Genomic DNA, 26,244 nt, shown 5'->3' with positions numbered 1-26,244 from the left:
TTTGTAAAGATATTGTCTTCACTTAAAATAAAAAAATCCGAAAAACATAACGCTTTTCGGATTGTATCATTTATACTTTTCAGCAATACTTATACAGCAACGTCGTACTCGCGTAACGCATCATTAAGCGAAGTCTTTTTGTTGGTACTTTCTTTACGTTTCCCGATGATTAATGCACAAGGAACATTGTATTGACCAGCAGCAAAATTTTTGGTGTAACTTCCTGGAATTACTACAGAACGCGCAGGAACATATCCTTTCATTTCTATAGGTTCATCTCCAGTAACATCAATAATTTTGGTCGAAGCAGTTAATACCACATTGGCACCAAGAACGGCTTCTTTTTCTACACGAACACCTTCAACAACAATACAACGCGAACCAATAAACGCATTATCTTCGATAATAACTGGAGCGGCTTGTAATGGCTCTAAAACACCACCAATTCCAACACCACCACTTAAGTGAACGTTTTTACCAATTTGCGCACAACTTCCTACAGTTGCCCATGTATCTACCATAGTTCCTTCGTCTACATAAGCTCCGATATTAACGTAACTAGGCATTAAAATAGTTCCTGCTGAGATATAAGCTCCGTGTCTAGCAACAGCATGTGGGACTACACGAATACCTTTTTCGGCATAATTTCTTTTTAAAGGAATTTTATCATGAAATTCTAACGGACCAGCTTCAATAGTTTCCATTTTCTGAATAGGGAAATACAATACTACTGCTTTTTTCACCCATTCGTTTACTTGCCAACCATCGGCAGTTGGTTCTGCAACGCGAAGTTTTCCTTCATCTAATAAAGCAATAACTTCTCTAATGGTTTTTATAGTGTTTTCCTCTTTTAACAATTTCCTGTTTTCCCAGGCATTTTCGATAATTGTACGGATCTCGTTCATTTAATGTGTATTTTTGTTACAAATATAAAACGCATCTTTTTATTTGCCTTAAAATTTTATAACTATAACATTTTATAACATTTTGTTTAAAATAAAACTGATGTGATTTTTTTCAGAATAAAAACATGTTTTATCGTGAGTTTGACATAAGAATTATAAACATTCAATAAAATGGACCTATTTAAAAAGTTTTGAAAATCAAGGAAGCAGCGTGGGCTAATAGATAAAAAGCTGTTTGAGCGTAGCGAGTTTTTTTATCTGTGGCGGATGGTTCCGTAGATTTTCTTATGCTTTTTGAATTTGTCTTGACCTTTTTGTTTCGTTTTTGTGTCAAGACAAAAATGAAAACAATGTTAAATAATTGGAAAAAAGACAATTACAATTCCTCTAAATTGATATTTATATCGAACTGAGGTTGTTTTAGATAGCCACCATAAGCTTGGCTTGAGAAAATTATATTGAAATTTTAAAATATATCGATAAATACTTCGGAATGTTTTAAGTTTCATTTAATGCGTAAATTTGTATAAATACTAACAAATGGGAAGAATTTTAGCAATAGATTTTGGAGAGAAAAGAACAGGAATAGCAGTTACAGATGAGTTACAGATGATAGCTTCTGGTTTGACAACTGTGGCGACACCTGAACTTTTATCTTTTTTAAAAAAGTATACTTCAGAAGAAAATGTAGATTTAATTGTTGTGGGACAGCCAAAGCGTTTAAACAACGAGTTTTCTGATGTAGAAACTGTTATTCTTACTTATATTGATAAAATTAAAGCTGAACTTCCAGAGATTACTATTGAAAGAATTGACGAACGTTTTACTTCAAAAATTGCTTTTCAAAGTATGATTGATAGTGGCGTAAAGAAAAAACAACGCCGTAACAAAGCGTTGCTTGATGAAGTAAGCGCAACAGTTATTTTACAATCATACTTGTATAATAAGTAATTGTTAATGTTTTTGTTGAAAAAAAGTTCTTTTTACAACTTAAAATCTTAATCTCATTTATATTTTTTTGTAATTTTGTGCTGATAATTAGTTTATTATGTGGTAATAGTGCCACGAATGAATACTTAAAAATATTGTGAATGAAATGAGAATTACCCTACTTTTATGTTTATGCTTACAATTTGCTTTTCCAATGTTTGGAAGCAAAACTACAATGAATGTGCCCCACACCAAATCATTGTCCATGACCTCATTCCATCATTCAACGTTAACCACTTGGTCGTTGAATGATGTGTTGGATTTATATCCAGAATTTTCTACACAAGAAGACTCCATTAAAGTTTATCCAAATCCTATTTATAGAAAAGATATGTTAAATATCACTATGGATGGCGATGAGAAAAAACGATTGGTTTTTTACGATATTACAGGTAATGTAGTAAAGTTACTAGAAACCGAAAAAAAATCAATTTCATTTAGCATAGCCGAGTTTGGACCAGGGATTTACATGCTTAATGTATCTTCTTTAAATTTTAAAGCTACCAAAAAAGTTATTGTAAAATAATACAGATGCTTCAATTTAAAATTAATTGAAGCATCTTTTACATCTTTGCATAGCATTATTAGAATTACTTTGTATTTTTGCAACCTTAATTTTAATAATTGTTATGATATTACCAATAGTAGCATATGGTGATCCTGTTTTAAGAAAAGTTGCCAAAGATATCCCTCAAGAGTATCCAAAATTAGACGAACTTATTGAGAATATGTTTGAAACCATGTACAACGCTTATGGTGTTGGATTGGCTGCACCACAAATAGGTTTACCTATTCGACTTTTTGTGATAGATGCCACTGCTTTTGCCGATGACGACGAGCTTTCGCAAGAAGAGAAAGACGTTTTAACTGGGTTGAAAAAGGTATTTGTCAATCCAAAAATACTTGAAGAAACAGGTGAGGAGTGGGCTTTTAACGAAGGTTGTTTAAGTATTCCAGATATCCGTGAAGATGTTAGCAGAAAAGAGAAAATTAAAATTGAATATTTCGACGCCGATTTTAATAAATACGTTGAAGAATTCGATGGGTTAGCCGCACGTGTTATTCAGCATGAATACGACCATATTGAAGGAGTTCTTTTTACCGACAAACTTTCTTCACTTAAAAAACGATTATTAAAAGGAAAGCTTTCCAACATTTCAAAAGGAAAAATCAGAATAGATTATAAAATGCGTTTTCCAGATGCTAAAAAAGCACGTTAAACGTTTTGAAAGTATAAACAAAGCATAGATATTTGCGATCTCAAAAAAATAGAATTTATGGGCTTAGATAAAATATTAGCCATTTCAGGGAAACCTGGACTTTATGAGTTAAAAGCACAAACTAGAAGTGGTTTTGTTGCTGAATCATTATTGGATGGGAAAAAAATAAGTGTAGGATTGAGAAATAATGTAAGCTTATTATCTGAAATAGCAATTTACACACTTACAGAAGAAGTTCCGTTAAGAGAAGTTTTTAATAAAATTAAAGAGAAAGAAAGCGGAGCAAAAACAAGTATTAGTCATAAAGAATCTAAAATAAAATTAGAGGAATACTTTTTTGAAGTACTTCCAGATTATGACGAAGACAAAGTTTATCCAAGCGATATTAAAAAAGTAATTCAGTGGTATAATTTATTAGTTGATAAAGAAATTACCGATTTTGATGCACCAGAAACGGAAGCTACAAACGAAGAAGTTACTTCGGAAGAAGAAGCAAAATAATACATCTTTTATAAGATGTTCATAAAAAGGAAGCCTGCTCATCTAGCAGGCTTCCTTTTTTTAGTAAATTTACTCAGTAATGTGAGTTTGATTTTTTATTGAATACTGACCTAATTAACCATACGTTGTAAGGAATAAAAATAAAAAGCTACTTATTTGATGAAATTTACAATATGATTCAGCCAACCAGCACAAATTGTTTACACCAACTACAGACAATTATTACCGTTCTTACGCCAAAGCAATATGCAATGCCACTTTCGGTGCTCAACAATTCTTCAATAGGGATGCACGTTCGCCATATTTTAGAGTTTTACCAATGTTTAATTTCGGGTTTAGAAACAGGAATTGTAAATTATGATAAGCGAAAACGCTCTTTAGAATTAGAAACACAACCCAACTTTAGTTTACAGCTTATTCATGAAATTAAGCAATTTTTAGAGTCATGCACTGCAAATATTTCGTTGGAATTAGAAGCTTCGTATGCTTTAACCGAAAACGAAAATCCAATTAAAACTCCAACTAATTTGTATAGAGAACTCATGTACAATATCGAACACACAGTACATCATTTGGCAATTATAAAAATCGGATTCAAAACTTTAGATTGTCAAGTTGAAATTGATGAAAATATTGGTGTGGCATCATCAACTATAAGAAAAAATATATGTGCACAGTAAGTTATATTCCTGCTGAAAACGGGTTTTATCTGACCTCGAATCGAGATGAAAGTCCGAAGCGAAAAACCTTACCTCCACAAACGGTAAATTTGAATAATGGTAAAAAATTAATTGCGCCAATAGACGAAGAAAAGGGCGGGAGTTGGATTGCTACTGACGGAAAAAATAAAGTAGCTTGTATACTAAATGGCGGATTCGAAAAACATACACGTATTTTGCCGTACAGAAAAAGTAGAGGGCATTTTGTTTTTGAAGCTTTTCAATATCCAGATTTTACTACTTTTTCAGAAGAAATAAATTTAGAAAATATCGAACCGTTCACCCTTATTTTAATTGACGATTTTTTACAAGTTTTAGTTTGGGATGGTACAAAAAAGCATCTTCAGTTTTTAAGTAAAAGTATCCCGCAGTTATGGTCGTCTTCAACTTTATATTCTCGAGAAATACAGCAATCAAAAAAAGAGTTTTTTCAGGAGTTTTTAGCTGAAGGAAATACAGAATCTAATGATATTTTAAAACTTCATCAGGAAGCTTCATTTGTGTTAAAACATCCAGAAGTACAAACGGTTAGTACAACACAAATTATTGTTGAAAATTCGTTAGCAACATTGCAATATTTTCCGAAGGAAATACATCAGAAAGAATTTATATAGAAGTCTAACCGCCAAACAATATCAATTATGAAAAACAAAAAGTATTACATCGAGCGAGTTGCGGCATTGGTTGCTGCAATTTTACTTTTGCAAAGTTTGTATTTTAAGTTTTCTGCACATCCCGACAGTATTAAATTATTCACACAACTCGGTGCCGAACCTGTGGGGCGAATTGGTTTAGGAATTGTGGAACTCGTTACAGGTTTGTTATTGATTTTTAGAAAAACTTCTCACTTTGGAGCGCTTATTGGTATCGGACTCATGATTGGAGCTATTTTTTCTCATATTACGATAATCGGCATTAATTACAATAACGATGGCGGAACATTATTTGCACTCGCTTGTATTGTTTTAATCTGTTGTATAACGGTGCTAATTGTTAAAGATGTAAAGCTTCCTTTTCTTTCCAAACGATGAAATTAAAACAATGGTATATCAAACTTAGTGCGTGGGAATATTGGCCCATGTGGATTTTGTATGTGCCAGTATTTTTTCAGCATTTTTATTTAGCATTGAAAGCCAAAAGTCTGTTTTTCTTTTTAAAAGTAAACCCTGCAATTCAGGAAGGTTTTATTTTAAGCGACAGAAAGGAGAACACTTTAAAATTGGTACCAGAGCCATACAAACCAAAAGGTTTTGTTGCTGAAAAAGGTATTAATATTCAAGAAGTAGAAGCTTTGTTGCGAAAACATGCGATAGCATTTCCAATTATTGTAAAACCCAATGTTGGCTATAGAGGTCTGTTGGTTCAACAATGTAAAAGTAAGGATGAGCTCTCAAAAATTGATTTTGAAAAAGCTAGTTATCTCATTCAAGAGTATATAGATTTTCCTGTGGAAATAGGAGTTTTTTATTATCGGTTTCCAAATGAAAAACAAGGAAATATTCCGTCTATCACTTTAAAAGAATTTTTAAGTATTACTGGAGATGGAAAATCAACTTTTGAAGCGTTGGTAAAAAGTAAACCGAGAGCTTTACTTCAGTTTAAAAGGTTAAAAGAAAAGTTTGCATCGCAGTGGGGAGAAATTGTACCAAATGGAAAACAGGTTGTTTTGGAGCGAATAGGGAACCATAACCGAGGCACTAAATTTATAAATGCAAATAACTTGTTCGATACGCAACTCTTAGAAGTATTTGACAATTTAAATTTTCAGATGAAAGGTTTTTACTACGGAAGGTTTGACATTCGAGCAAAATCTATCGAAGATTTAAAGCAAGAGAAAAACTTTAAAATTTTAGAAGTTAACGGCGTTGGCGCCGAACCAACACATATTTACGATCCAAATTTTAAATTGATAAATGCTTGGAGGGAAATGTTGTTTCTTTGGAAAGTCGCCTACAAAATTGCATTACAGAATAAAGAAAAAGGAGAGGAGTTTCCTGTTTTTTCTGAAGCAAAAAAGCGTTATTTGCAATACAAAAGCTATAAAAAAGTAGCTTTTACAGACTAATAAATGTAGTTTCAAGATAAAAGAAATTAGCGTGAGTTTGATGTAAGAATGATGAATTATGAGGCGAAATCGACCTATTTAAAAAGTATTGAAAATCAAGGAAGCAGTGTGGGCTCATAGATAAAAAGCTGTTTGAGCGTAGCGAGTTCTTTTTATCTGTGGCGGTTGTTTCCGTAGATTTTCTCATGCTTTTAAAATCCGTCTTGACTTTTTTGTTTCGTTTTTGTGTCAAGACAAAAATGAAAACATTTTTAAATAATTAAAATACAGAAAGTAGAAATCCATTTATTTTGATATTTATATCGTTAAGAGGTTAATTTACTTTCTTCATAAAAAATAACTTCATGAACAGCAGAGCAAAACAATTGGAAGCCTTTGATCGACTTTTAACCATTATGGATGAGTTGCGCACGCAATGTCCGTGGGATAAAAAGCAAACTTTGCAATCGCTTCGACATTTAACAATCGAAGAAACATACGAGCTTGGCGATGCTATTTTGGATAATAATTTAGATGAAGTAAAAAAGGAATTAGGAGATTTGTTGCTCCACATTGTTTTTTATGCAAAAATTGGAAGTGAAACCAACGATTTTGATATTGCCGATGTTGCCAATGGTATTTCCGAAAAGTTGATTTATCGTCATCCGCATATTTACGGAGATGTTAAAGTTGAAGATGAAGAACAAGTAAAGCAGAATTGGGAAAAACTTAAATTGAAAGAAGGTAAAAAAAGTGTTTTAGAAGGAGTTCCAAATAGTTTGCCAGCGCTTGTAAAAGCAAGTCGAATTCAAGATAAAGTGGCAGGTGTAGGTTTTGATTGGGAAGAACCAAAGCAGGTGTTTGAAAAACTTCAGGAAGAGTTGGGTGAGTTGCAAGAAGAAGTGGAAAATAATGATCAAGATAAAATGGAAGCCGAATTTGGTGATGTGATGTTTTCCATGATTAATTATGCCCGATTTTTAAAAATCAATCCAGAGGATGCCTTAGAACGTACTAATAAAAAATTCATAAAGCGCTTTCAGTATTTGGAATCAAAAGCTAAAGAATTAGGAAAATCGTTAAGCGATATGACCTTAGCCGAAATGGACGTTTTTTGGGAGGAAGCAAAACAATTATAAAATTACTTTAATTGTTGAAAAGTTTCAAGCAAATGAAACTTTAAAGCATTAGGTCAACAAAAGCCTAAAATGTATCTTTGCAAACTCAAAAATACTTCATGGTTTTAGAACAATACACAAAAGAGTTTGCATATAATTTAAAGCTTTCATTCCCTGTAATTTTAGGAATGTTGGGGCATACTTTTGTAGCTTTTGCCGACAACGTAATGGTAGGACAATTGGGACCAGCTGAGTTGGCTGCAGTTTCATTAGGAAATAGTTTTATTTTCATTGCTATGTCTTTAGGAATTGGTTTTTCTACAGCAATTACACCTTTGGTAGCAGAAGCCGACGGAGCAGGAGATATCGAAAGCGGAAGATCGTCATTAAAACACGGACTGTTTTTAAGCACCATTATCGGACTTATTTTGTTCGTGATTTTACTCTTTGCCAAACCACTTATGTATCTTATGGATCAACCTAGGGAAGTAGTTGAATTGGCACTTCCTTACTTAGATTTAGTGGCATTTTCGCTAGTCCCGTTAATTATGTTTCAAGCGTTAAAACAGTTTTCCGACGGACTTTCAGAAACAAAATATCCAATGTACGCTACCATCGTAGCCAATGTTGTAAATATTTTACTGAATTACCTTTTCATTTTCGGGAAATTTGGTTTTCCAGAACTCGGAATTATTGGAGCAGCGATAGGAACACTTGTTTCTCGTTTTATGATGGTTGTTTTCTTGTGGGTGCTCTTCAAGAAAAACTCACGAATCAAAGCGTATGTTACCAATTTTAAATGGCGTGTTATCGAAAAGAAAATGATTCAAAAAATTGTAAATCTCGGACTTCCTTCAGCTTTACAAATGTTTTTTGAAGTTGCAATTTTCACATCAGCAGTTTGGTTAAGTGGGGTATTAGGAACAAATCCACAAGCGGCCAATCAAATAGCGCTTAATTTGTCGAGTATGACTTACATGGTTGGTGTAGGATTGAGTGTTGCCGCGATGGTAAGAGTAGGAAATCAAAAGGGATTAAATAACTTTAAAGAGCTCAGACGTATTGCTATTTCAGTGTTTGTGTTAACTTTTATTATTGAAGTGTTTTTTGCTCTTTTCTTTATTGTTTTCCGTCATTGGTTGCCAACAATTTACCTCGATCAAAACGATGTAGTTAATCTGGCAGACAATTCCGAAGTAATTTTGGTAGCCTCGCAATTGCTTTTAATTGCTGCTTTTTTCCAAATTTCAGACGGTTTACAGGTTACATTTTTAGGAGCGCTAAGAGGGCTTCAGGATGTAAAAATACCTACGTTAGTTACCTTTGTTGCTTATTGGATTATTGGGTTTCCTATTTCATATTTTTTAGGATTAAAAACATCACTAGGAAATATGGGAATTTGGATAGGTTTACTCTCGGGACTCACAATTGCAGCAATATTTTTGTATTTTAGATTTAATTATCTGACCAAAAAATTAATTGCCTCAAAAGGATAGTTTTTGTTCAAAACGTATATTTTAAGAAAATGGAATTACCAAAATTTATATTAGGCGATAATACTGATTATCCAAATGCAATTTTTATTATTCATACTGAATATCCTCGTTTTATTATCAATTTAGAAGATGATGAAGTAGAGTGGATGGAAGATTTTACTGCGGAAGATGAAAGAGAATTAGAAACTGAAGCTGAAAATCTTATTCAAGCTGCCAACGAGTTTTACGACCGTGAGGTAAGTAGATACGACGAATAGTTGTTATGGAGGAATTAATAGCATACGACCAACAATTATTTTTATTTCTAAACGGCTTAGGAAGTAAACCATACGACGACTTTTGGATGTTTATCACCAACAAATGGGCGTCGATTCCTTTGTATGTTTTTTTACTCATTTTGTGTTTTAGAACTTTAAAATGGAAAAAAACTTTAATGGTTTTAGTGTTGGTCGCACTTATGATTGCTGTAACAGACCAGTTAGCGAATGCATTTAAATACGGATTTGAGCGTTTAAGACCTTGCCATAATGAGCAACTTATTCCGTATATGAGATTGGTTAAATCGTATTGCGGAGGTCAATTTGGGTATTTTTCTGCGCATGCTTCCAATGCGCTAGCCGTTGTAACTTTCTTTTCAATACTGCTTTTTAAAAATTACAAATGGCTTCCTTTTTTATTGGTAGTTTGGGGAATAGCCGTTGCGTATAGCCGAATTTACATCGGAGTTCATTTCCCGTTAGATGTAATCACAGGAATGGCTATCGGGATGACTTTAGGTTGGTTGTTTTCTCGTCTGTACTTTTATTGTATTAAAAGATTTCAGCTTTAAGAAAAAAGGGAATCAACTATTTAGCATTACACTAAATAGCTGATTCGAGAGGTTGGGGGAAACCTCAATGTTTATATTATTTGTCTGCTACAAAGTTTAAAGCAACTCCGTTTATACAGTGTCTTTTTCCAGTGGTGTTACTTGGTCCATCGTCAAAAACGTGTCCCAAATGTCCGCCACAACGCGCACAATGCTCTTCATCTCTCGGAACACCTATTTTGTTATCAACACCATAGGCTACATTTCCTTCAATAGCTCTGTCAAAACTTGGCCAACCCGTACCCGAATTAAATTTATGTTCGCTTCTGAATAAAGGGTTTCCGCAGGCAGCACAAACATAAGTTCCTTTCTTTTTTATCTCCAAAAGTTCGCTGGTAAAAGGGCGTTCGGTTCCTGCTTTTCTAAGTACATAATATTCCGCTTCGCTTAATTCTGCTTTCCACTCAGCATCAGTTTTAGTAACAGGGAACTTGTTTGTTTGTCTAACTTCCTGTTGCGAGTTTTTGTTTTGAGCTTTTCCGTTGCAACTTAAGAGCAACATACAGCCAATGAATAAGAAAATATTTTTCATGTAAAATGATTGATTTTAAAGTTTTTAACTGATGTATAAGTCTGTAAATAAGTGAAAACCTTACACTGTTTAAAGTTAATTTGTATCTTCAGAAGCCATAAAAAGAAAAATGTCTACAACCAATACCATTGTTTTACGTCCAAGATTTCAGAAGGAAATACCTTTACCCAAAGAACAGTTATTAACTGCTTTTGACACTGCTAAAAAGGTAAATTCAGCAATAATTGTAACTCGAGTAGACGACCATGTTTTTATAAAATTTCCAAAATCGAAACAGCACTTTTGGTCGCCTCAACTTCATTTAGAAATAAATGAAATAGAGGGAAATCCTACTTATAGTAAAATTTACGGTTTGTTTGGACCAAATCCTACGGTGTGGAGTTTGTTTATGTTTGTGCACTTTATTGTGGCAACACTGTTTTTAGGCTTTGGCGTTTGGGCGTATAGTAATTGGAGTATCAACAACCCGTATAAACTACAAATAGGAGTAATGGTTGTATTAATTATACTTTGGGTAGTGCTATATTTTATAGGAAGTTTAGGAAAGAATGCAAGCAAAGAGGATATGTTGACTTTGCATAGTTTTATGGATGAAGTGTTATTGAAGTTTAATTATTGAATAAAAAAATCCTGAAAGAAATACTTTCAGGATTTGTAATTTTTATATCAATATGTTGTTAGTTTAGCGTTTGTATTGATTTGATATTTGCCGCTTGCATTACTTCATTAATATTGTTTGTATCTACTTTGCTAACTAAGTCTGAAGGAACAATAACCACTCTAAAAACTTGATTGTTTAAATACTCTGCACCAAAAGCCGCAAAGTTAGAAGACTCAACAATAATATTAATATCGTTTATCGTATAGTTGTATCTGTATAATAAATTATCTCCAGTATCATTGTTATAGTAAGAAACTGTAGGAAGTGGTTCCCATACATCTAGTCCGTTGTAAACAGACTCTAATCGGTATGCTAACATTACATCTCCTTCATATAAAGAAGGATTGAAAGTAGCTTCAAATACATAATCGTTTGACGACGCAAAGTTAACGTTGCTAAATTCGTAAGTTTCACCAACGATGTTAACACCGTCTTCTCCGTCAAAACCTGGAGGCCCTTGAGGTCCTTCACATGCGGTAAAAATAAATGTGGATACAAATAAAAGTGCGAATATTTTTTTCATAATTGTTTTGTTTATTGAGTTGAATACAAATGTTGTGCCAACAATTTTTGTTTTTAAAATTACTACTTTTTTATGAATGTAGTTTTATAAAATCTGATAGCTGTTTGATAACTTCATCATTTCCTAATATTTTTCGGTGTCCGAGGCCCTTCGTTCTAATGAGCGTTGAATTTTTTAATTTATGATGAATGTTTTCAGAAGAAGCGATAGGCGAGTCCAAATCGTTTTCATCATGGAAAAGTAGTACAGGAATTGTAACTTTTTCCGCAGCAAAGCTTGCAGAATAATTGTTTACATCTTCCATTGCAATGTTATCAAAATTCAGTTTTAAACGGTCTCCAATCTTTTCTTTTAATCCTAATTTAAAGGCAAAATCATAAATAATATCATCAATTTTATCTCCGCTACCAATTAAAACCATCGCTTTAGTTTTTAATCCTCTACTGGCACAGTTTACCAAAGTCATACTTCCTAAAGAGTGTCCAACAGCAGCTTCGAAGGGACCGTATTTTTTATCGATTTCCATAACGGTATCAATAAACTCAAGCATGTTAGTGGTTTTTCCAGTTGAGCGTCCATGCGCAGGAGCGTCAAAACTAACGGTGCTATAACCTGCTTTTAAAAGCGTGTCGGCAATTTTAGAAAGTTGCGTACCTCGACCGCTCCAACCGTGTACCAATAAAACTTTTTTATCGCTTTGGCCATACAAATACACCATTACATCTTTTTGAAGCGAAGGAATAGTTAGCCACTCTTTTTTAGCAGCTTCATCCATTTTTAACTCTCGTTTTGGCGTGGCATGTTTAATGGGTGTAGCAAATAGTTTTGCCACATATTTGCTTGCCAATTGAGGAGAAATAAATTGTAAAGTTTTTGCAGATAAGGTTATCGCTTTCGGAATTTTAACCGATTGCTGATAGTTTTCTTTCTTTTTTGACATTATTTAATGCTAATTTGAAGTTGCAATGTATTATTTTAAATCCTTTTTTTATACATTTAAGAAGCATATTTGATAGCTAAATTCTGAATTTATAATTACAGATTAACAGTAAAAATGGTATATTGAATATTAGAATTGAAATTAACACCAACCTATTTGTTTACGGATGAAAGTACAACCGCATAGTTTATTTACTTCTTTTGATATTGACTTATTTAAAGCAGGCAAGCATTACAAACTTTATGAAAAATTGGGAGCTCATTTAATTGAAGTCGATGGCGTAAAAGGATGTTATTTTGCGGTTTGGGCGCCTACGGCAAAGTCGGTTTCGGTGGTAGGCGATTTTAATTATTGGCAAAAAGACGAACACCAACTTCATGTAAGATGGGATGAGTCGGGTATTTGGGAAGGTTTTATTCCTGAAATTTCTCATGGTACCGCTTACAAATATAAAATCACTTCGCATCATTTAGATATTCAGACTGAAAAGGCCGATCCTTTTGCTTTTTATGCTGAAAAATCTCCGAATACTGCGTCCATAGTTTGGGACACTTCTTATAAATGGAAAGATGCCAATTGGCTGAAGCATAGAAAAGATTACAATGCGCTCGATAAACCGTTTTCTGTATACGAAGTACATATTGGTTCTTGGCGACGAAAGTTGGAAGAAGGAGGTAGGCCTTTGAATTATTTAGAGCTTGCCGATGTTTTAGTGCAGTATGTTACAGAAATGAATTTTACACATGTAGAGTTTATGCCTGTTATGGAATATCCGTACGATCCTTCCTGGGGATATCAAATAACGGGATATTATGCTCCGACCTCTCGTTTTGGAACGCCACAAGAGTTTATGACCTTGGTTGATGCTTTGCATCAAGCAGGTATTGGTGTGATTTTAGATTGGGTGCCATCGCATTTTCCAGACGATGCACACGGATTAGGATATTTTGATGGTTCGCATTTGTACGAACATCCCGACCGTAAAAAAGGGTATCACCCCGATTGGAAAAGTTTAATTTTTAATTACGAGCGAAATGAAGTTCGCGCTTTTTTGATAAGCAATGCACTTTTTTGGTTGGATAAATACCATGTCGATGGCTTACGAGTAGATGCTGTTGCTTCGATGTTGTATTTAGATTATTCCAGAGAAGAGGGCGAGTGGGAGCCTAATATTTACGGTGGGCGAGAAAATTTAGAGGCTATTTCGTTTATCAAAGAAATGAACGAAGCAGTGTATACAAATTTCGAAGGCGTTCAAACTATTGCGGAGGAGTCGACTTCCTTTTCGATGGTTTCAAAACCTGTTTATTTAGGTGGTCTAGGCTTCGGAATGAAATGGATGATGGGTTGGATGCACGATACACTCGAATATTTCAAGAAAGAAGCTATCCACCGAAAATACCATCAAAACGATATTACTTTTAGTATGACGTATGCTTTTTCTGAAAACTTTATGTTACCGCTCAGTCACGACGAAGTGGTACACGGAAAAAGTTCTATCTTCGGAAGGATGCAAGGAGATGAGTGGCAACGTTTCGCAAATATGAGGTTGTTGTATGGTTATATGTTTACACATCCTGGTACGAATTTACTTTTTATGGGGAATGAAATTGCGCAATCTTCCGAGTGGAATTTTCAAACAAGTTTAGATTGGCATTTGTTGCAGTATAACGGACATCAAAGGGTACAAAAATGTGTAGCCGATTTAAATAAACTTTACAAAGAACAACCAGCTTTACACGAAAAACAATTTAGTGCTGAAGGATTTGAATGGATAAATTACGGCGATTCAGAAAATTCAGTATTATCATACTTAAGAAAAGGACATTATATTGAAAATAACTTGGTAATAGTGTGTAATTTTACACCTGTTGTAAGAGAAAATTACCGAATTGGAGTTCCGCAAGAAGGAAGGTTGGAAGAAATTTTCAACAGCGACGCTCAGCACTACGGAGGAAGTGGAGTTATGAATAGCAAGTCTGTTTCAATTGAAACAATAGCTTATAACGGTAAAAACTTTTCCGTAGCAATAACTTTACCGCCACTAGCAGTTGTAGTTTTTAAAATTGTTTCTTGATTAAAGTTCAATATTAAATTTATTTAAACCGACATATTTTAAAAAGTATTTAAAATCAAGGAAGCAGTTTGGGTGAGAGATAAAAAGCTGTTTGAGCGAAGCGAGTTCTTTTTATCTGTGGAGGATGGTTCCGTAGATTTTTTTATACTTTTTTAATCAGTCTTGACTTTTTTGTTTCGTTTTTGTGTCAAGACAAAAATGAAATATTACTTAAGAAATAAAAAGAAACGATTATAAATTTGAAATTAAGTTTTAACGAATAGACTAATAAAATATTTCAGAAAAATAAACCTATAGAAACGTAATGATTACCAATACCGAACTCGAATACAAAGGAAATTTATTCCCGACCGAAGTAGTAGCTCATAAAAAGGAAGTCGATAAAATAACGTTTTACACCCGTAATAATGTTGCTTTGCAAATTTCATTTTTGCGCGACAGCGTGTTGCGTTTTAGGTATGCGGTAGAGCAAGATTTTGAACCCGATTTTTCGTATGCAATTTGCGATGACGCTACATACGGCTACAATCATTTGGAGATAAATGAGTTTGAAGATCATTTTAGTATGCATACTTCAAAGTTGGAAGTGCGTGTTTCTAAATTAGATTTGCGCTTGGCAATTTTAGATTTAGAAGGGAATATTTTAAATGAAGACGAATTGGGTTTTCATTGGGAGGAAAGTTACGAGTTTGGTGGAAATATTGTAAAAATGAGTAAGTTCTCTCAAGAGTCCGAAAGTTTTTACGGAATGGGCGATAAGCCTTCTCAATTAAACCTACGTGGAAAGCGAATTGAAAACTGGGTAACCGATCAATATGCGTTTGGGAAAGACCAAAACCCGCTATATAAAAGTGTTCCGTTTTACATTGGTTTACATCACGAAACTGCCTACGGAATTTTTTTCGACAATACCTTTAAATCGCATTTTGACTTTTGTCAAGAACGTAGAAATATTACCAGCTTTTGGGCAGATGGTGGCGAGATGAATTATTACTTTATTTACGGTCCTTCTGTACCACAAGTAGTAACAGGTTATACCGATTTAACAGGAAAACCAGAGATGCCTCCTTTGTGGGTTTTAGGTTTTCATCAGTGTAAGTGGAGCTATTTTCCAGAGCGTAGAGTAAAAGAGATTGCACAGCAATTTAGAAGCTTGCAAATACCTTGCGACGCTATTTATTTGGATATCGACTATATGGAAGGGTTTCGTTGTTTCACTTGGAATAAAGAATACTTTCCAGATCCAAAACGAATGGTGGAAGAACTAGCAGATGATGGTTTTAAAACCATTGCGATTATCGACCCTGGAATTAAAATTGATAAAAATTATTGGGTTTATAAAGAAGCTGTTGCCAACGACTATTTTTGTAAACGTGCCGATGGTCCTTATATGAAAGGAAAGGTTTGGCCGGGAGAGTGTAATTTCCCCGATTTTACAAATCCGAAAGTTAGAGAATGGTGGGCAAATTTATATCAAGAACTTATTGCTGAAGTGGGTATAAAAGGTGTATGGAATGATATGAATGAACCTGCAGTGATGGAAGTTCCAGGAAAAACCTTCCCAGATGACGTGAGGCATCATTACGACGGACATCATTGTAGTCATCGAAAAGCGCATAATATCTACGGAATGCAAATGGCAAGAGCCACTTATGAAGGAGTTAAAAAATATTCTTTTCCTAAGCGTCCGTTTGTGATAACGCGTTCAGCGTATGCAGGTACACAGCGTTATTCATCTTCATGGACAGGCGATAACGTTGCCACTTGGGAGCATTTATGGATTGCTAATATACAAGTGCAACGTATGGCAATGAGTGGAATGTCGTTTACAGGAAGCGATATTGGAGGGTTTGCGGAGCAACCTTCTGGTGAACTTTTTGCGCGATGGATTCAGCTTGGAGTTTTTCATCCGTTTTGCAGAGTACATTCTAGCGGAGATCATGGTCATCAAGAACCTTGGTCTTTTGATGAAGAAGTAACCAATATTACACGAAAGTTTATCGAACTCAGGTATCAGTTACTTCCGTATTTATATACCATGTTTTACGAGTATACCGAGTATGGAATTCCGATGTTAAAATCGTTGGTGTATTTTGATCAAGGCGATGTACATACGCATTATCGAAATGATGAGTTTATCTTCGGAAACCACATTTTGGTATGTCCAATTTTAGAACCAAACTCTAAAGGAAGAAGAATGTATCTTCCGCGAGGAAACTGGTACAACTACTGGGGCGGAGAAATTTCAAAAGGAGGGAAGGAGTCTTGGGTAGAAGCGGATATTGATAAAATTCCAATCTTTATAAAAGAAGGCGCTATTATTCCTAAGTATCCAGTTCAGCAATATGTTGGCGAAAAAGAAATTGAAGAACTTCGTTTAGATGTTTATTTTAAAGAAGGGAAGGAAGAATCGCAAGTGTATGAAGATGCAGGCGACGGATACGATTATAAAAAAGGACGTTACAGTTTAAGAACTTTTAAACTTACAGGAAAGCCAAACGAGTTAATTATTCAGCAATTTAAAGAAGGAAAATACGAAACAACCTACAATACTTTTAAAGTAAATTTAATAGGACTTCCTTTTAAAATAGCATCCATTCAAATAGATAATGTAGATATTCCTTTGCACGAATTAATCGTAAATGGAGACGCAAACCTTACAATTAAAAAAGAATTTACCGAGTTACATATCATCGGGTTATAATATTTTAATTAATTTTGTAGTTAATACACAACACTTTGTAAGTATAACTAACTTAACAAATAAAAAAAATGAAAAAGTATATTTCTATCGGGGTATTTATTTTATTGGTAGTTTCGTGTTCTACCAATCCTTTTACCGGAAAAAGCACGTTAAACTTTCAGTCGAATGATCAAATTTTTCCAACTGCTTTTGCAGAATACGATCAGTTTTTGAGTGAAAACAAAGTAGTAACAGGAACAGCAGATGCTGAAACAATTAAAAGAGTAGGACAACGTATCGCAAATGCTGCCGAGCGTTGGTTTAATGCTAATGGATATGAAGGTTATTTAAAAGATTACCGTTGGGAGTACAATTTGGTAGACGACGAGACAGTGAATGCTTGGTGTATGCCAGGTGGTAAAATTGTTTTTTATACCGGAATATTACCAATTACGCAAACCGACACAGGGATTGCGGTAGTTATGGGACATGAAGTAGCACACGCATTGGCAAACCACGGAGCTCAACGTATGAGTGCAAGTACATTACAACAATACGGAGCTTTAGCAGGAAATTTAGCTTTAGGAATGAGCGGAAGTAGCTCGCAAACTATCGATTTATTTAATCAAGCGTATGGTATTGGTTCTCAAGTAGGAGTGATGCTACCTTTTAGTAGAAGTCATGAAACAGAGGCTGATGCTATTGGACTTCGATTAATGGCTATTGCAGGGTATAATCCAGATGAAGCTGCTAAATTATGGGAGCGTATGAGTGCTCAAGGTGGAGCGCAACCTGCAGAAATTATGAGTACTCACCCTTCAAACGAAAGTAGAATTCAAAATTTAAGAGCTTTAGCGCCTTCAGCAAAAGAAGAAGCAGCTAAATTTGGAGTGACATCGTTTAAGTAATCATTTTTTAACGACATCATTTTAATAATTAACTATATTTGAAAGCAAGACATCTCAAGGTGTCTTGCTTTTTTAATTTAATCACCTATGCAACCACTACAAAAAGGAAGTAAAAAATTATTAAATGCTTGGGCGTTCTACGATTGGGCAAATTCAGTATACAGCTTAACTATTGCTTCGGCAATTTTTCCATTGTTTTATGGAGCTTTGTTTAGAGAGGCAGGTATCGAAAAAATAGAAATATTCGGAGGAGAAATAGCACGTGGCCCGCTTATTACTTACGTTACGTCTTTTGCTTTTTTAGTGGTTTCGTTTTTAACGCCTTTACTTTCTGGAATAGCCGATTATACTGGGAATAAACGTTTCTTCTTAAAACTTTTTTGCTACGTGGGTTCTGCAGCAAGCATCGGTTTGTATTGGTTCAGTCTAGATAATATTTATATCAGTTTGATTACTTATTTCTTCGGACTTATTGGTTTTTGGGGAAGCTTGGTATTTTACAATTCTTATTTACCAGATGTAGCCTTTCCAGAACAACAAGATAGAATTAGTGCCAAAGGCTACTCTTTAGGATATATCGGAAGTGTTTTCTTGTTGTTGCTAAACTTAGTGATGATTATGAAATACGAATGGTTTGGCTTTGGTGGACCTACCGAACCTACTAAAATTTCATTTGTACTTGTGGGGATTTGGTGGGCAGTTTTTAGCCAATATTCATTTTACTATTTACCAAAAGGTAATGAAAATACAGGGAAGATTACCAAAAGCGTACTTTTTAATGGCTTTAAAGAATTAAAAAAAGTGTGGAATAAACTAGGGGAGAACTTAGTTTTAAAACGTTACCTCATTGCTTTTTTTGTGTACAGTATGGGCGTTCAAACAGTAATGCTGGTTGCGTCTTATTTTGCTGAAGAAGAATTAGCTTGGGAGAGCGATAGCCAACGTACCACAGGATTGATTATTAGTATTCTACTCATTCAATTGGTAGCTGTTGTTGGGGCTTTATTAACTTCTCGAATTTCTGAAAGAATAGGAAATATTAAAACGCTTATTGCCATCAATTTTATTTGGCTTATCATCTGTTGTTATGCCTATTTTGTCGTAACGCCACAACAGTTTTATATAACCGCCGCTTTTGTTGGTTTGGTAATGGGAGGTATACAAGCGCTTTCGCGTTCTACATATTCTAAGTTTTTACCAGAAACTAAGGATACCGCTTCGTTTTTTAGTTTTTATGATGTTGCTGAAAAAATAGGAATTGTAATCGGGATGTTCTTGTACGGATTTATGGCACAAATTACAGGAAGTATGCGTACTTCAATTTTAATTCTCGGATTGATATTCTTAATGGGAGTAGTTTTACTGCTGAAGGTTCCTAAAAAGTAACAATTTTAAAGGAAGTCGATTTGTTTTTCTACTCTTGAAGTTGTGTTGAGGTGGTTTTAAAACGTTGATTGATGGTATCTAGAATAACATTTACACAGTCGGTAGTGTACGATTTATCTCCTGTAGTTTGACTCATTAAAACAGCTCCTTGAATCAAACTGAAAAAACGCTTTCCATACACATCGCCGTAAATGGTTTTTCGGATTTCACCCAAATCTTTCCCCGATTCTATTTCGGTGCTTATATAACCTTCCATTTTCTGGATAACTTCCTTCACTTTTTCTAAAAGTTCAGGGTGCATATTTTTCGCATCAACTCCCGTATTTATGATTGGGCATCCACCAAAATTACTTGTAAAATCGATATAATTTCTGTAAAACTTCACAAAATTAATGAGACGCTCTAAAGGTGAATTCCCTTTGGAAACATAGGTCTCAATTTTCGACAGAATCATTTCAGCATTGTAATCAAAAGCTAGTAATGCCAAGGTGTCTTTATTTTTAAAGTTGCCGTAAATAGCACCTTTTGTTAGTCCTGTAGCTTTAGTAATATCGTTTAAACTGGTAGCTGTATATCCTTTTTTATTGAAAATTGGCGCTACTGTTTTAATAATAAATTGAGTTGTTTTTTTGGCTTTGGTTGTCATTACTTAGTTGATTAAATTGGAAGGATTTTAGGGATTAATACTCTGTAACGTGACTCCAATTTTCACCTGTTTTTATGCGGTAAAGTTGCATTTCAGAAACACCAAATTGCTTAGCAATCATTTTCATTCGGGTTCTTCTATTGGGGTCGTTAATCTTTCTTTTGATGAGTTTCACTTTAGTCTCCGTTAATTTAGAATAGGTAATTCGCGGGCGACTATTTTTATAGGTAGGATTTTCAAACTGATGGATTTCTTTTTCTCTTTTACTAGCCCATTTTAAATTTTCAACTCGATTGTTAGTTTTGTTATAATCTAAATGAATTACGTATTTTTTTCCTTCTGAATCTAAAAAATGCTCGGCAACGAGTTTGTGTACATACCTCGAAGTCCATTTTCCTTTTTCTTTTAAATGTAAACGAAGCACTTGGTAGCCATTTACAAAAGATTCATCCAAAAGATGTTCAATACCATCTTTATACTTTATTACTCTTCCGTAGTTTGAAATTTTAAATTTCTCAGATTTAGAAATTTTCTCATCAAATACTACGTCTTTCCACTCTTCATTCCAATAGTTTCGTATCATCTTTTATTCGGTTTTTTCATAGCAGTACACAAATATAAGCAATTAATACTGAAAGGTATTTTTAGTTTAATTGAATTTTAACTTACTCATTGTTAGTTTGTTTAAACTGAATTTTAGGCTTTGAATAGAAGTGAGTTTTTATTTTAGTTGAAGTTAATGAGGATTTCCTCAAGGAATATTTAAATGAAAGACGTATGAAGGCGGATGATTCACATAAAAAAAGCACCCATGACTTTTGTCACGGGTGCTCCAACTAACCAACCAACTTAAAACTAAATAATTCAAGAGAACTATTTAACCTTATCTTTATTATTCATTCATCATCTTACACAATATCAGTCGTTTATTAAGAAGGTTGCTTACAGTTTATCTATGTTAATTTTCTATTAAATCTGTTTGGTTTCTAAAAACTAAATCCCCATCAAATTCGTCAATTAAAATAATACTATCGGCATTTACTTTTCCGCTTAATATTTCTTTAGATAAATTGTTTAATACCTCTTTTTGCAATACTCTTTTTACAGGTCTTGCTCCGTATTGTGGGTCGTATCCTATTTTTGCTAAGTGTGCAATCGCTTCTTCAGTAGCATCTAAAGTTATATTTTGTTTTGCTACCATTTTTGCAATGCTCTTAAGTTGTAAACGAACAATCTCTTTGATGTTTGTTGCTGTAAGCGGTGTAAACATCACGATATCGTCGATACGGTTTATAAACTCTGGACGAACGCTTTGTTTTAATAATCCGAGTACTTCAACTTTTGCAGCTTCTGTGGCACTTTCAATATCTTTGGTAGCTTCAAATTTTTCTTGAATAATGTGGCTACCAATATTACTTGTCATGATAATGATTGTGTTTTTAAAATCGGCTAAGCGTCCTTTGTTGTCTGTTAATCTACCTTCATCCAACACTTGCAATAAAATATTAAAAGTATCGGGATGCGCTTTTTCAATTTCATCCAACAACACTACAGAATAAGGACGACGTCTTACCGCTTCTGTAAGTTGTCCGCCTTCATCATAACCTACGTATCCTGGAGGTGCACCCACCAATCTACTCACCGAATGACGCTCTTGATATTCACTCATGTCAATACGTGTCATAGCGCTTTCATCGTCAAAAAGATATTCGGCTAACGCCTTTGCTAACTCGGTTTTCCCAACCCCTGTGGTTCCTAAAAATAAGAAAGAACCAATTGGGCGGTTTTCATCTTGTAATCCTGCTCGGCTACGTCGAATAGCATCAGAAACCGACTGTATCGCTTCTTCTTGACCTACCACACGACGATGTAATTCGTCTTCTAATTTTAAAAGTTTTTCACGTTCACTTTGTAGCATTTTGGTAACCGGAATTCCAGTCCATTTGGCAACAACTTCTGCAATGTCATCGTTTGTAACTTCTTCTTTAATGAGGGTACTTCCGCTAGCTTGTTGTTCTTGTAATTGTTGTTGTAAAACTTCAAGCTTTTCTTGCGCTTCCTTAATTTTTCCGTATCTAATTTCGGCTACTTTTCCGTAGTCGCCTTCACGCTCGGCACGTTCTGCTTCAACTTTAAATTGCTCAATAGCTTCTTTAGTCGATTGGATATTGTCAACAATATCTTTCTCGCTTTTCCATTTTGCATAAATCTCGTTGCGTTCTTCTTTTAAATTGGCTAAATCAGCATTTAACGATTTTAATTTTACCTCGTCATTTTCTCTTTTAATCGCTTCAATTTCGATTTCCAACTGCATGATTTTTCTATCCAAAACATCTAATTCTTCAGGTTTTGAATTGATTTCCATACGAAGTTTAGACGCAGCTTCATCCATTAAATCGATGGCCTTATCTGGTAAAAAACGATTGGTAATATAGCGTTGCGATAATTCTACCGCAGCGATAATTGCTTCGTCTTTAATACGTACTTTATGGTGCGTTTCGTATTTTTCTTTAATTCCTCTTAAAATAGAAATTGCGCTTTCGGTATCAGGCTCGTCTACCAACACTTTTTGAAAACGGCGCTCTAAAGCCTTGTCTTTTTCAAAGTATTTTTGGTATTCATCCAAAGTGGTCGCACCAATAGCTCTCAACTCTCCACGTGCAAGCGCAGGTTTTAAAATATTGGCTGCATCCATAGCTCCTTGTCCGCCACCAGCACCAACAAGCGTATGGATTTCGTCTATAAATAAAACGATATCTCCATCGGAAGTAGTTACTTCTTTAATTACAGCTTTTAGTCGCTCTTCAAACTCTCCTTTGTATTTTGCACCTGCAATAAGGGCTCCCATATCTAAAGAGAATATTTGTTTGTCCTTTAGGTTTTCAGGAACGTCTCCTTGAATAATTCTGTGTGCTAAACCTTCGGCAATTGCTGTTTTACCAACTCCAGGCTCTCCAACTAGCATCGGATTGTTTTTGGTGCGTCGCGATAAAATTTGTAACACTCTACGTATTTCTTCGTCTCGACCAATTACAGGGTCCAGTTTGCCATCGTTGGCAAGTTGGTTGAGGTTTTTGGCGTATTTATTTAAAGAGTTGTAAGTATCCTCGGCACTTGCTGAGGTTACTCTATCGCCTTTACGTAACTCTTCAATAGCCGATTTTAATCCTTTTTCGGTTACGCCTTGATCTTTTAAAATTTGAGCAATTTTGCTTTTTGATTTAAAGATGGCTAAGATTAAATGCTCGACAGAAACAAATTCGTCATTCATTTTTTTAGCAATAATCGATGCTTCATTTAGCATAGTTCCAGCATCTCTCGAAAGCATAAGCTCGCCACCTTCCACTTTTGAAAAACTCTGTAAAGTACTATCTAATACTTGTTTTAGTAAAGAAACATTTACATTTAGTTTTTTCAGAATAAAGGGAAGTACATTTTCGTCAACTTCAAAGAGAGCTTTGAAAATGTGTTCGTTTTCTATTTGTTGATGCCCATATCCCTGCGCAATTTGTTGCGCTTGTTGTATGGCTTCTTGTGATTTTATTGTAAAATTGTTTAAGTTCATCTTATTTCAAAGTTTATTGTCGATATTTGTTAAACAATATGTATTCCGTTTTTATAAAATGACTTTTTGACGCTTTTTAATTGTTTTTAAACTGACAATTAGTCATTTATGATTAACTAAAAGAGGAACATAATATTTTAAAAGTATGAATTTTTTTAAGTCTATCTTCGGAAGTGGAGAAGAAAAAAGCCAACAAGCTCTCGATTGGAATCCGCTTACCGATGTCGCTCAATTTGAAACGATTAAAGAAGAATCGAAAAGTATTTGTGTGATAATTTTTAAACACAGTACACGTTGTGGAATAAGTAGATTTGCACTGAGTAATTTTGAAGCCTCGTACGCTATTCCTGCTGAAAGTGCAAAATTATACTATCTCGATATTTTAAACTTTAGGGAGGTTTCGAATGCTGTAGCAAACACTTTTGACGTAATTCATGAGAGTCCGCAGTTGCTTATTATCAAAAACGGTAAAGTGGTTTATAGCGAGTCGCATGGACAAATTGATGCGGATAAGATTGCAGAATTTATATAGTTTTTAAATGATAACATTAATCCGTACCGATGCTTCGCATCCATCATTTAAAAATTTGATAAAGCATCTGGATGTGTATTTGGCAAAAATGGATGGCGATGCTCACGAGTTTTTTAGTCAATACAATACTACCGAAAATTTAAATGAAGTTGTATTAGCTTTTAAAGACGAACAAGCGGTTGCTTGTGGGGCATTTAAACCATATGATGCCAATACTGTTGAAATAAAGCGAATGTACGTTGATACCAATTGTAGGGGAGAAGGGCTTGCAACTAAAGTTTTGTTAGAACTCGAAGTTTGGGCAAAGTCACAAGGATTTACGCATGCAATTCTAGAAACAGGCACTGCTTATAAAGATGCCATTGCCTTGTATCAAAAAAATGGATACCAGAAAATCCCGAATTACGATCAATATATAGGAAGTGATTTAAGTACTTGTTTTAAAAAGGAATTGAATTAATTTCTCTTGAAAAAAATAAAAAAGCGACATTCTGAATTTAGTTTAGAATATCGCTTTTATTGTATTAACTATTTCTTACTTTTCTTCGGATTGAATGGCGGTAGTAGTTTGTTAGAAACTTCACCAAAACCTATTCGAACATTCTCATTTTTGCAATAACCACGCATGGTTACGGTATCGCCATCGTTTATGAATTTACGTTCGCTTCCGTCCATCATTTTAATTGGTTTTTCACCTCTCCAAGTAAGTTCTAGCATAGATCCGTAAGAATCGGGTGTAGGTCCAGAAATTGTTCCGCTACCCATCATATCACCACTGTTTACTTTACAACCGTTAATGGTATGGTGTGCCAATTGTTGTGACATCGTCCAATACATATACTTAAAATTACTTTTAGCAACGGTAAGCGGACTGCTATTTTCAGGAGTAATATCGACTTCTAATTGAATGTCGAAACTTTTCTTTCCTTTGTATTTTAGGTAAGGTAACGGCTCAGGATCTTGTTTTGGACCTTCAGTTCTAAAAGGCTCTAAAGCGTCCAGGGTAACGATCCACGGTGAAATAGAAGAAGCAAAGTTTTTTGCAAGAAATGGTCCAAGAGGAACGTACTCCCATTTTTGAATATCGCGAGCACTCCAATCGTTAAATAAAACCATTCCGAAAATATAATCTTCGGCTTCTTCAATAGGAATAGGTTCTCCTAAATGATTTGCATCCGTAGTAATAAAAGCCATTTCCAATTCAAAATCAACCAATTTTGAAGGTCCGAAAATAGGCTCTTCGCTACCAGCTGGTAAGGTTTGCCCATTCGGACGATGAATCGGAATTCCGCTAGGTACAATCGAAGAACTTCTTCCATGGTAACCCACAGGAATGTGTAACCAATTTGGAAGTAGCGCATTGTTTGGATCTCTAAACATTGTACCAACATTGGTGGCGTGTTCTTTACTACTGTAAAAATCGGTGTAATCGCCAATTTGAACTGGTAATTGCATTTCGATTTCATCCAACGTAAAGAGAACAATTTTACAATGTTCTTCGTTGTCTTTTAAAGTGTTGTTTTTTGCATCAAATATTTCTGCAATTCTATTTCGAACCAAACGCCAAGTTTTCTTTCCGTCAGAAATAAAATCATTTAAAGTATCTTGTAAGAAAATATCATCGGTTAACGGAATCCCGTCAAAATATCCAAGTTGGTGTAAAGCACCAAGATCGATTGCTGTATCGCCAATTCGTGTACCGATGGTAATAACATCGTCTCGAGTGAGGAAAACACCAAAGGGAATATTTTGAATTGGGAAATCGGAATCTTTAGGAACCGATAACCATGATTTTCTATTTGGATTGTTAGCTGTATCAGACATGACAATTTTGTTAATTATTGTTTGATAAATTAGAATTTAAAGGTAGCATTTTCTATGAATTAACCGAATCTATTTTATATTTTTGACCATTCTTTAACGAAATTCT

At 34.5% G+C, this 26,244-nt stretch carries 27 protein-coding genes; 19 read left to right on the top strand and 8 right to left on the bottom strand.

From position 1 onward, the window contains the following. Nucleotides 1-89 precede the first annotated feature (89 nt). Nucleotides 90-905, bottom strand: coding sequence for a 2,3,4,5-tetrahydropyridine-2,6-dicarboxylate N-succinyltransferase (locus JMA43_RS11520; protein WP_342156763.1), 816 nt, complete (start codon nt 903-905; stop codon nt 90-92). A 540-nt stretch (nt 906-1,445) separates the two neighbouring features. Between JMA43_RS11520 and ruvX the strand changes: the two genes are divergently transcribed. The 12 genes from ruvX to JMA43_RS11460 all read left to right on the top strand — a co-directional run bounded on the left by ruvX (nt 1,446) and on the right by JMA43_RS11460 (nt 9,822). Next, nucleotides 1,446-1,856, top strand: coding sequence for a Holliday junction resolvase RuvX (ruvX, locus tag JMA43_RS11515; RefSeq protein WP_342156761.1), 411 nt, complete (start codon nt 1,446-1,448; stop codon nt 1,854-1,856). A gap of 145 nt (nt 1,857-2,001) precedes the next feature. Then, nucleotides 2,002-2,421: a T9SS type A sorting domain-containing protein gene (locus JMA43_RS11510; RefSeq protein ID WP_342156760.1), complete on the top strand. Its 420-nt coding sequence runs from the start codon at nt 2,002-2,004 to the stop codon at nt 2,419-2,421. A 103-nt stretch (nt 2,422-2,524) separates the two neighbouring features. Next, the gene (def, locus tag JMA43_RS11505; RefSeq protein ID WP_342156758.1) at nt 2,525-3,115 is read left to right on the top strand and encodes a peptide deformylase; all 591 of its coding nucleotides are present in this window, start codon (nt 2,525-2,527) and stop codon (nt 3,113-3,115) included. Between the two features lie 57 nt (nt 3,116-3,172). Then, nucleotides 3,173-3,616, top strand: coding sequence for a DUF5606 family protein (locus JMA43_RS11500; RefSeq protein WP_342156756.1), 444 nt, complete (start codon nt 3,173-3,175; stop codon nt 3,614-3,616). A gap of 173 nt (nt 3,617-3,789) precedes the next feature. Beyond that, nucleotides 3,790-4,296 (top strand): DinB family protein, encoded by a 507-nt coding sequence (locus JMA43_RS11495; protein WP_342156755.1) that lies wholly within the window; start codon nt 3,790-3,792, stop codon nt 4,294-4,296. Further along, nucleotides 4,284-4,949 carry an NRDE family protein gene (locus JMA43_RS11490; protein WP_342156754.1) on the top strand — a complete coding sequence of 222 codons (666 nt, stop codon included), beginning with the start codon at nt 4,284-4,286 and terminating at the stop codon, nt 4,947-4,949. The genes JMA43_RS11495 and JMA43_RS11490 overlap by 13 nt, the downstream gene beginning before the upstream one ends. A gap of 27 nt (nt 4,950-4,976) precedes the next feature. Next, complete coding sequence (locus tag JMA43_RS11485; RefSeq protein ID WP_342156752.1) at nt 4,977-5,366, top strand: DoxX family protein; 390 nt, start codon at nt 4,977-4,979, stop codon at nt 5,364-5,366. Continuing rightward, nucleotides 5,363-6,400: a hypothetical protein gene (locus tag JMA43_RS11480; protein WP_342156751.1), complete on the top strand. Its 1,038-nt coding sequence runs from the start codon at nt 5,363-5,365 to the stop codon at nt 6,398-6,400. The genes JMA43_RS11485 and JMA43_RS11480 overlap by 4 nt, the downstream gene beginning before the upstream one ends. Before the next feature lie 344 nt (nt 6,401-6,744). Then, the gene (gene mazG / locus JMA43_RS11475) at nt 6,745-7,518 is read left to right on the top strand and encodes a nucleoside triphosphate pyrophosphohydrolase (RefSeq protein WP_342156750.1); all 774 of its coding nucleotides are present in this window, start codon (nt 6,745-6,747) and stop codon (nt 7,516-7,518) included. Between the two features lie 98 nt (nt 7,519-7,616). Then, a complete protein-coding gene (locus tag JMA43_RS11470) occupies nt 7,617-8,993 on the top strand; it encodes an MATE family efflux transporter (RefSeq protein WP_342156749.1) in 1,377 nt (458 codons plus the stop codon). Between the two features lie 29 nt (nt 8,994-9,022). Beyond that, the gene (locus JMA43_RS11465) at nt 9,023-9,250 is read left to right on the top strand and encodes a hypothetical protein (protein ID WP_342156748.1); all 228 of its coding nucleotides are present in this window, start codon (nt 9,023-9,025) and stop codon (nt 9,248-9,250) included. Between the two features lie 5 nt (nt 9,251-9,255). Then, nucleotides 9,256-9,822, top strand: coding sequence for a phosphatase PAP2 family protein (locus tag JMA43_RS11460; RefSeq protein WP_342156747.1), 567 nt, complete (start codon nt 9,256-9,258; stop codon nt 9,820-9,822). Nucleotides 9,823-9,898: 76 nt separating this feature from the next. Here the strand turns inward: JMA43_RS11460 and msrB are convergent, their stop codons facing one another. After that, nucleotides 9,899-10,393 (bottom strand): peptide-methionine (R)-S-oxide reductase MsrB, encoded by a 495-nt coding sequence (gene msrB / locus JMA43_RS11455; protein WP_342156746.1) that lies wholly within the window; start codon nt 10,391-10,393, stop codon nt 9,899-9,901. 109 nt (nt 10,394-10,502) lie between these two features. Here msrB and JMA43_RS11450 point away from each other — a divergent pair, with 109 nt between their 5' ends. Next, nucleotides 10,503-11,012 (top strand): GTP-binding protein, encoded by a 510-nt coding sequence (locus tag JMA43_RS11450; protein WP_342156745.1) that lies wholly within the window; start codon nt 10,503-10,505, stop codon nt 11,010-11,012. A gap of 58 nt (nt 11,013-11,070) precedes the next feature. Here JMA43_RS11450 and JMA43_RS11445 read toward each other — a convergent pair whose 3' ends face one another. Beyond that, nucleotides 11,071-11,577: a hypothetical protein gene (locus JMA43_RS11445; protein WP_342156744.1), complete on the bottom strand. Its 507-nt coding sequence runs from the start codon at nt 11,575-11,577 to the stop codon at nt 11,071-11,073. 70 nt (nt 11,578-11,647) lie between these two features. After that, the gene (locus JMA43_RS11440) at nt 11,648-12,517 is read right to left on the bottom strand and encodes an alpha/beta fold hydrolase (RefSeq protein ID WP_342156743.1); all 870 of its coding nucleotides are present in this window, start codon (nt 12,515-12,517) and stop codon (nt 11,648-11,650) included. Nucleotides 12,518-12,683: 166 nt separating this feature from the next. On the opposite strand from JMA43_RS11440, the gene glgB reads away from it, so the two are divergent. From glgB to JMA43_RS11420, 4 genes are all read left to right on the top strand, one after another. Then, nucleotides 12,684-14,594, top strand: a complete 1,911-nt coding sequence (glgB, locus tag JMA43_RS11435; RefSeq protein WP_342156742.1) for a 1,4-alpha-glucan branching protein GlgB — start codon at nt 12,684-12,686, stop codon at nt 14,592-14,594. A gap of 304 nt (nt 14,595-14,898) precedes the next feature. Continuing rightward, nucleotides 14,899-17,298, top strand: coding sequence for a glycoside hydrolase family 31 protein (locus tag JMA43_RS11430; RefSeq protein ID WP_342156741.1), 2,400 nt, complete (start codon nt 14,899-14,901; stop codon nt 17,296-17,298). A gap of 68 nt (nt 17,299-17,366) precedes the next feature. Continuing rightward, nucleotides 17,367-18,185 carry a M48 family metallopeptidase gene (locus JMA43_RS11425; RefSeq protein WP_342156740.1) on the top strand — a complete coding sequence of 273 codons (819 nt, stop codon included), beginning with the start codon at nt 17,367-17,369 and terminating at the stop codon, nt 18,183-18,185. A gap of 87 nt (nt 18,186-18,272) precedes the next feature. Further along, nucleotides 18,273-19,571 (top strand): MFS transporter, encoded by a 1,299-nt coding sequence (locus JMA43_RS11420; RefSeq protein WP_342156739.1) that lies wholly within the window; start codon nt 18,273-18,275, stop codon nt 19,569-19,571. A 28-nt stretch (nt 19,572-19,599) separates the two neighbouring features. Here the strand turns inward: JMA43_RS11420 and JMA43_RS11415 are convergent, their stop codons facing one another. From JMA43_RS11415 to clpB, 3 genes are all read right to left on the bottom strand, one after another. Next, a complete protein-coding gene (locus JMA43_RS11415; RefSeq protein ID WP_342156738.1) occupies nt 19,600-20,217 on the bottom strand; it encodes a TetR/AcrR family transcriptional regulator in 618 nt (205 codons plus the stop codon). 34 nt (nt 20,218-20,251) lie between these two features. Continuing rightward, a complete protein-coding gene (locus tag JMA43_RS11410; RefSeq protein WP_342156737.1) occupies nt 20,252-20,800 on the bottom strand; it encodes an HNH endonuclease in 549 nt (182 codons plus the stop codon). Nucleotides 20,801-21,175: 375 nt separating this feature from the next. Beyond that, nucleotides 21,176-23,782 carry an ATP-dependent chaperone ClpB gene (gene clpB, locus JMA43_RS11405; protein ID WP_342156736.1) on the bottom strand — a complete coding sequence of 869 codons (2,607 nt, stop codon included), beginning with the start codon at nt 23,780-23,782 and terminating at the stop codon, nt 21,176-21,178. Nucleotides 23,783-23,927: 145 nt separating this feature from the next. On the opposite strand from clpB, the gene ytxJ reads away from it, so the two are divergent. Both ytxJ and JMA43_RS11395 read left to right on the top strand, forming a co-directional pair. Continuing rightward, nucleotides 23,928-24,314: a bacillithiol system redox-active protein YtxJ gene (gene ytxJ, locus JMA43_RS11400; RefSeq protein ID WP_342156735.1), complete on the top strand. Its 387-nt coding sequence runs from the start codon at nt 23,928-23,930 to the stop codon at nt 24,312-24,314. Between the two features lie 7 nt (nt 24,315-24,321). Beyond that, a complete protein-coding gene (locus JMA43_RS11395; protein WP_342156734.1) occupies nt 24,322-24,774 on the top strand; it encodes a GNAT family N-acetyltransferase in 453 nt (150 codons plus the stop codon). A 68-nt stretch (nt 24,775-24,842) separates the two neighbouring features. On the opposite strand, the gene fahA is transcribed toward JMA43_RS11395, so the two are convergent. Next, on the bottom strand, nt 24,843-26,138 hold the full coding sequence (gene fahA, locus JMA43_RS11390; RefSeq protein WP_342156732.1) for a fumarylacetoacetase: 1,296 nt from the start codon (nt 26,136-26,138) through the stop codon (nt 24,843-24,845). Between the last annotated feature and the right edge of the window lie 106 nt (nt 26,139-26,244).

The sequence above is a fragment of the Joostella sp. CR20 genome (assembly GCF_038433465.1).
GTDB lineage: Bacteria > Bacteroidota > Bacteroidia > Flavobacteriales > Flavobacteriaceae > Galbibacter.
The sequence above is the reverse complement of the archived record's forward strand: the minus strand, read 5'-3'. Positions and strand labels throughout refer to the sequence as shown.

Excerpts from the sequence above, each read along its gene's own strand:
- JMA43_RS11480 (WP_342156751.1), top strand. The coding sequence starts at position 5,363 with ATGAAATTAAAACAATGGTATATCAAACTTAGTGCGTGGGAATATTGG.
- clpB (WP_342156736.1), bottom strand. The coding sequence starts at position 23,782 with ATGAACTTAAACAATTTTACAATAAAATCACAAGAAGCCATACAACAA.
- JMA43_RS11460 (WP_342156747.1), top strand. The coding sequence starts at position 9,256 with ATGGAGGAATTAATAGCATACGACCAACAATTATTTTTATTTCTAAAC.
- JMA43_RS11410 (WP_342156737.1), bottom strand. The coding sequence starts at position 20,800 with ATGATACGAAACTATTGGAATGAAGAGTGGAAAGACGTAGTATTTGAT.
- JMA43_RS11450 (WP_342156745.1), top strand. The coding sequence starts at position 10,503 with ATGTCTACAACCAATACCATTGTTTTACGTCCAAGATTTCAGAAGGAA.
- JMA43_RS11495 (WP_342156755.1), top strand. The coding sequence starts at position 3,790 with ATGATTCAGCCAACCAGCACAAATTGTTTACACCAACTACAGACAATT.
- mazG (WP_342156750.1), top strand. The coding sequence starts at position 6,745 with ATGAACAGCAGAGCAAAACAATTGGAAGCCTTTGATCGACTTTTAACC.
- ytxJ (WP_342156735.1), top strand. The coding sequence starts at position 23,928 with ATGAATTTTTTTAAGTCTATCTTCGGAAGTGGAGAAGAAAAAAGCCAA.
- JMA43_RS11490 (WP_342156754.1), top strand. The coding sequence starts at position 4,284 with ATGTGCACAGTAAGTTATATTCCTGCTGAAAACGGGTTTTATCTGACC.
- JMA43_RS11430 (WP_342156741.1), top strand. The coding sequence starts at position 14,899 with ATGATTACCAATACCGAACTCGAATACAAAGGAAATTTATTCCCGACC.
- glgB (WP_342156742.1), top strand. The coding sequence starts at position 12,684 with ATGAAAGTACAACCGCATAGTTTATTTACTTCTTTTGATATTGACTTA.
- ruvX (WP_342156761.1), top strand. The coding sequence starts at position 1,446 with ATGGGAAGAATTTTAGCAATAGATTTTGGAGAGAAAAGAACAGGAATA.
- JMA43_RS11415 (WP_342156738.1), bottom strand. The coding sequence starts at position 20,217 with ATGACAACCAAAGCCAAAAAAACAACTCAATTTATTATTAAAACAGTA.
- JMA43_RS11465 (WP_342156748.1), top strand. The coding sequence starts at position 9,023 with ATGGAATTACCAAAATTTATATTAGGCGATAATACTGATTATCCAAAT.
- JMA43_RS11440 (WP_342156743.1), bottom strand. The coding sequence starts at position 12,517 with ATGTCAAAAAAGAAAGAAAACTATCAGCAATCGGTTAAAATTCCGAAA.
- def (WP_342156758.1), top strand. The coding sequence starts at position 2,525 with ATGATATTACCAATAGTAGCATATGGTGATCCTGTTTTAAGAAAAGTT.
- JMA43_RS11510 (WP_342156760.1), top strand. The coding sequence starts at position 2,002 with ATGAGAATTACCCTACTTTTATGTTTATGCTTACAATTTGCTTTTCCA.
- JMA43_RS11520 (WP_342156763.1), bottom strand. The coding sequence starts at position 905 with ATGAACGAGATCCGTACAATTATCGAAAATGCCTGGGAAAACAGGAAA.
- msrB (WP_342156746.1), bottom strand. The coding sequence starts at position 10,393 with ATGAAAAATATTTTCTTATTCATTGGCTGTATGTTGCTCTTAAGTTGC.
- JMA43_RS11470 (WP_342156749.1), top strand. The coding sequence starts at position 7,617 with ATGGTTTTAGAACAATACACAAAAGAGTTTGCATATAATTTAAAGCTT.
- JMA43_RS11420 (WP_342156739.1), top strand. The coding sequence starts at position 18,273 with ATGCAACCACTACAAAAAGGAAGTAAAAAATTATTAAATGCTTGGGCG.
- fahA (WP_342156732.1), bottom strand. The coding sequence starts at position 26,138 with ATGTCTGATACAGCTAACAATCCAAATAGAAAATCATGGTTATCGGTT.
- JMA43_RS11425 (WP_342156740.1), top strand. The coding sequence starts at position 17,367 with ATGAAAAAGTATATTTCTATCGGGGTATTTATTTTATTGGTAGTTTCG.
- JMA43_RS11500 (WP_342156756.1), top strand. The coding sequence starts at position 3,173 with ATGGGCTTAGATAAAATATTAGCCATTTCAGGGAAACCTGGACTTTAT.
- JMA43_RS11395 (WP_342156734.1), top strand. The coding sequence starts at position 24,322 with ATGATAACATTAATCCGTACCGATGCTTCGCATCCATCATTTAAAAAT.
- JMA43_RS11445 (WP_342156744.1), bottom strand. The coding sequence starts at position 11,577 with ATGAAAAAAATATTCGCACTTTTATTTGTATCCACATTTATTTTTACC.
- JMA43_RS11485 (WP_342156752.1), top strand. The coding sequence starts at position 4,977 with ATGAAAAACAAAAAGTATTACATCGAGCGAGTTGCGGCATTGGTTGCT.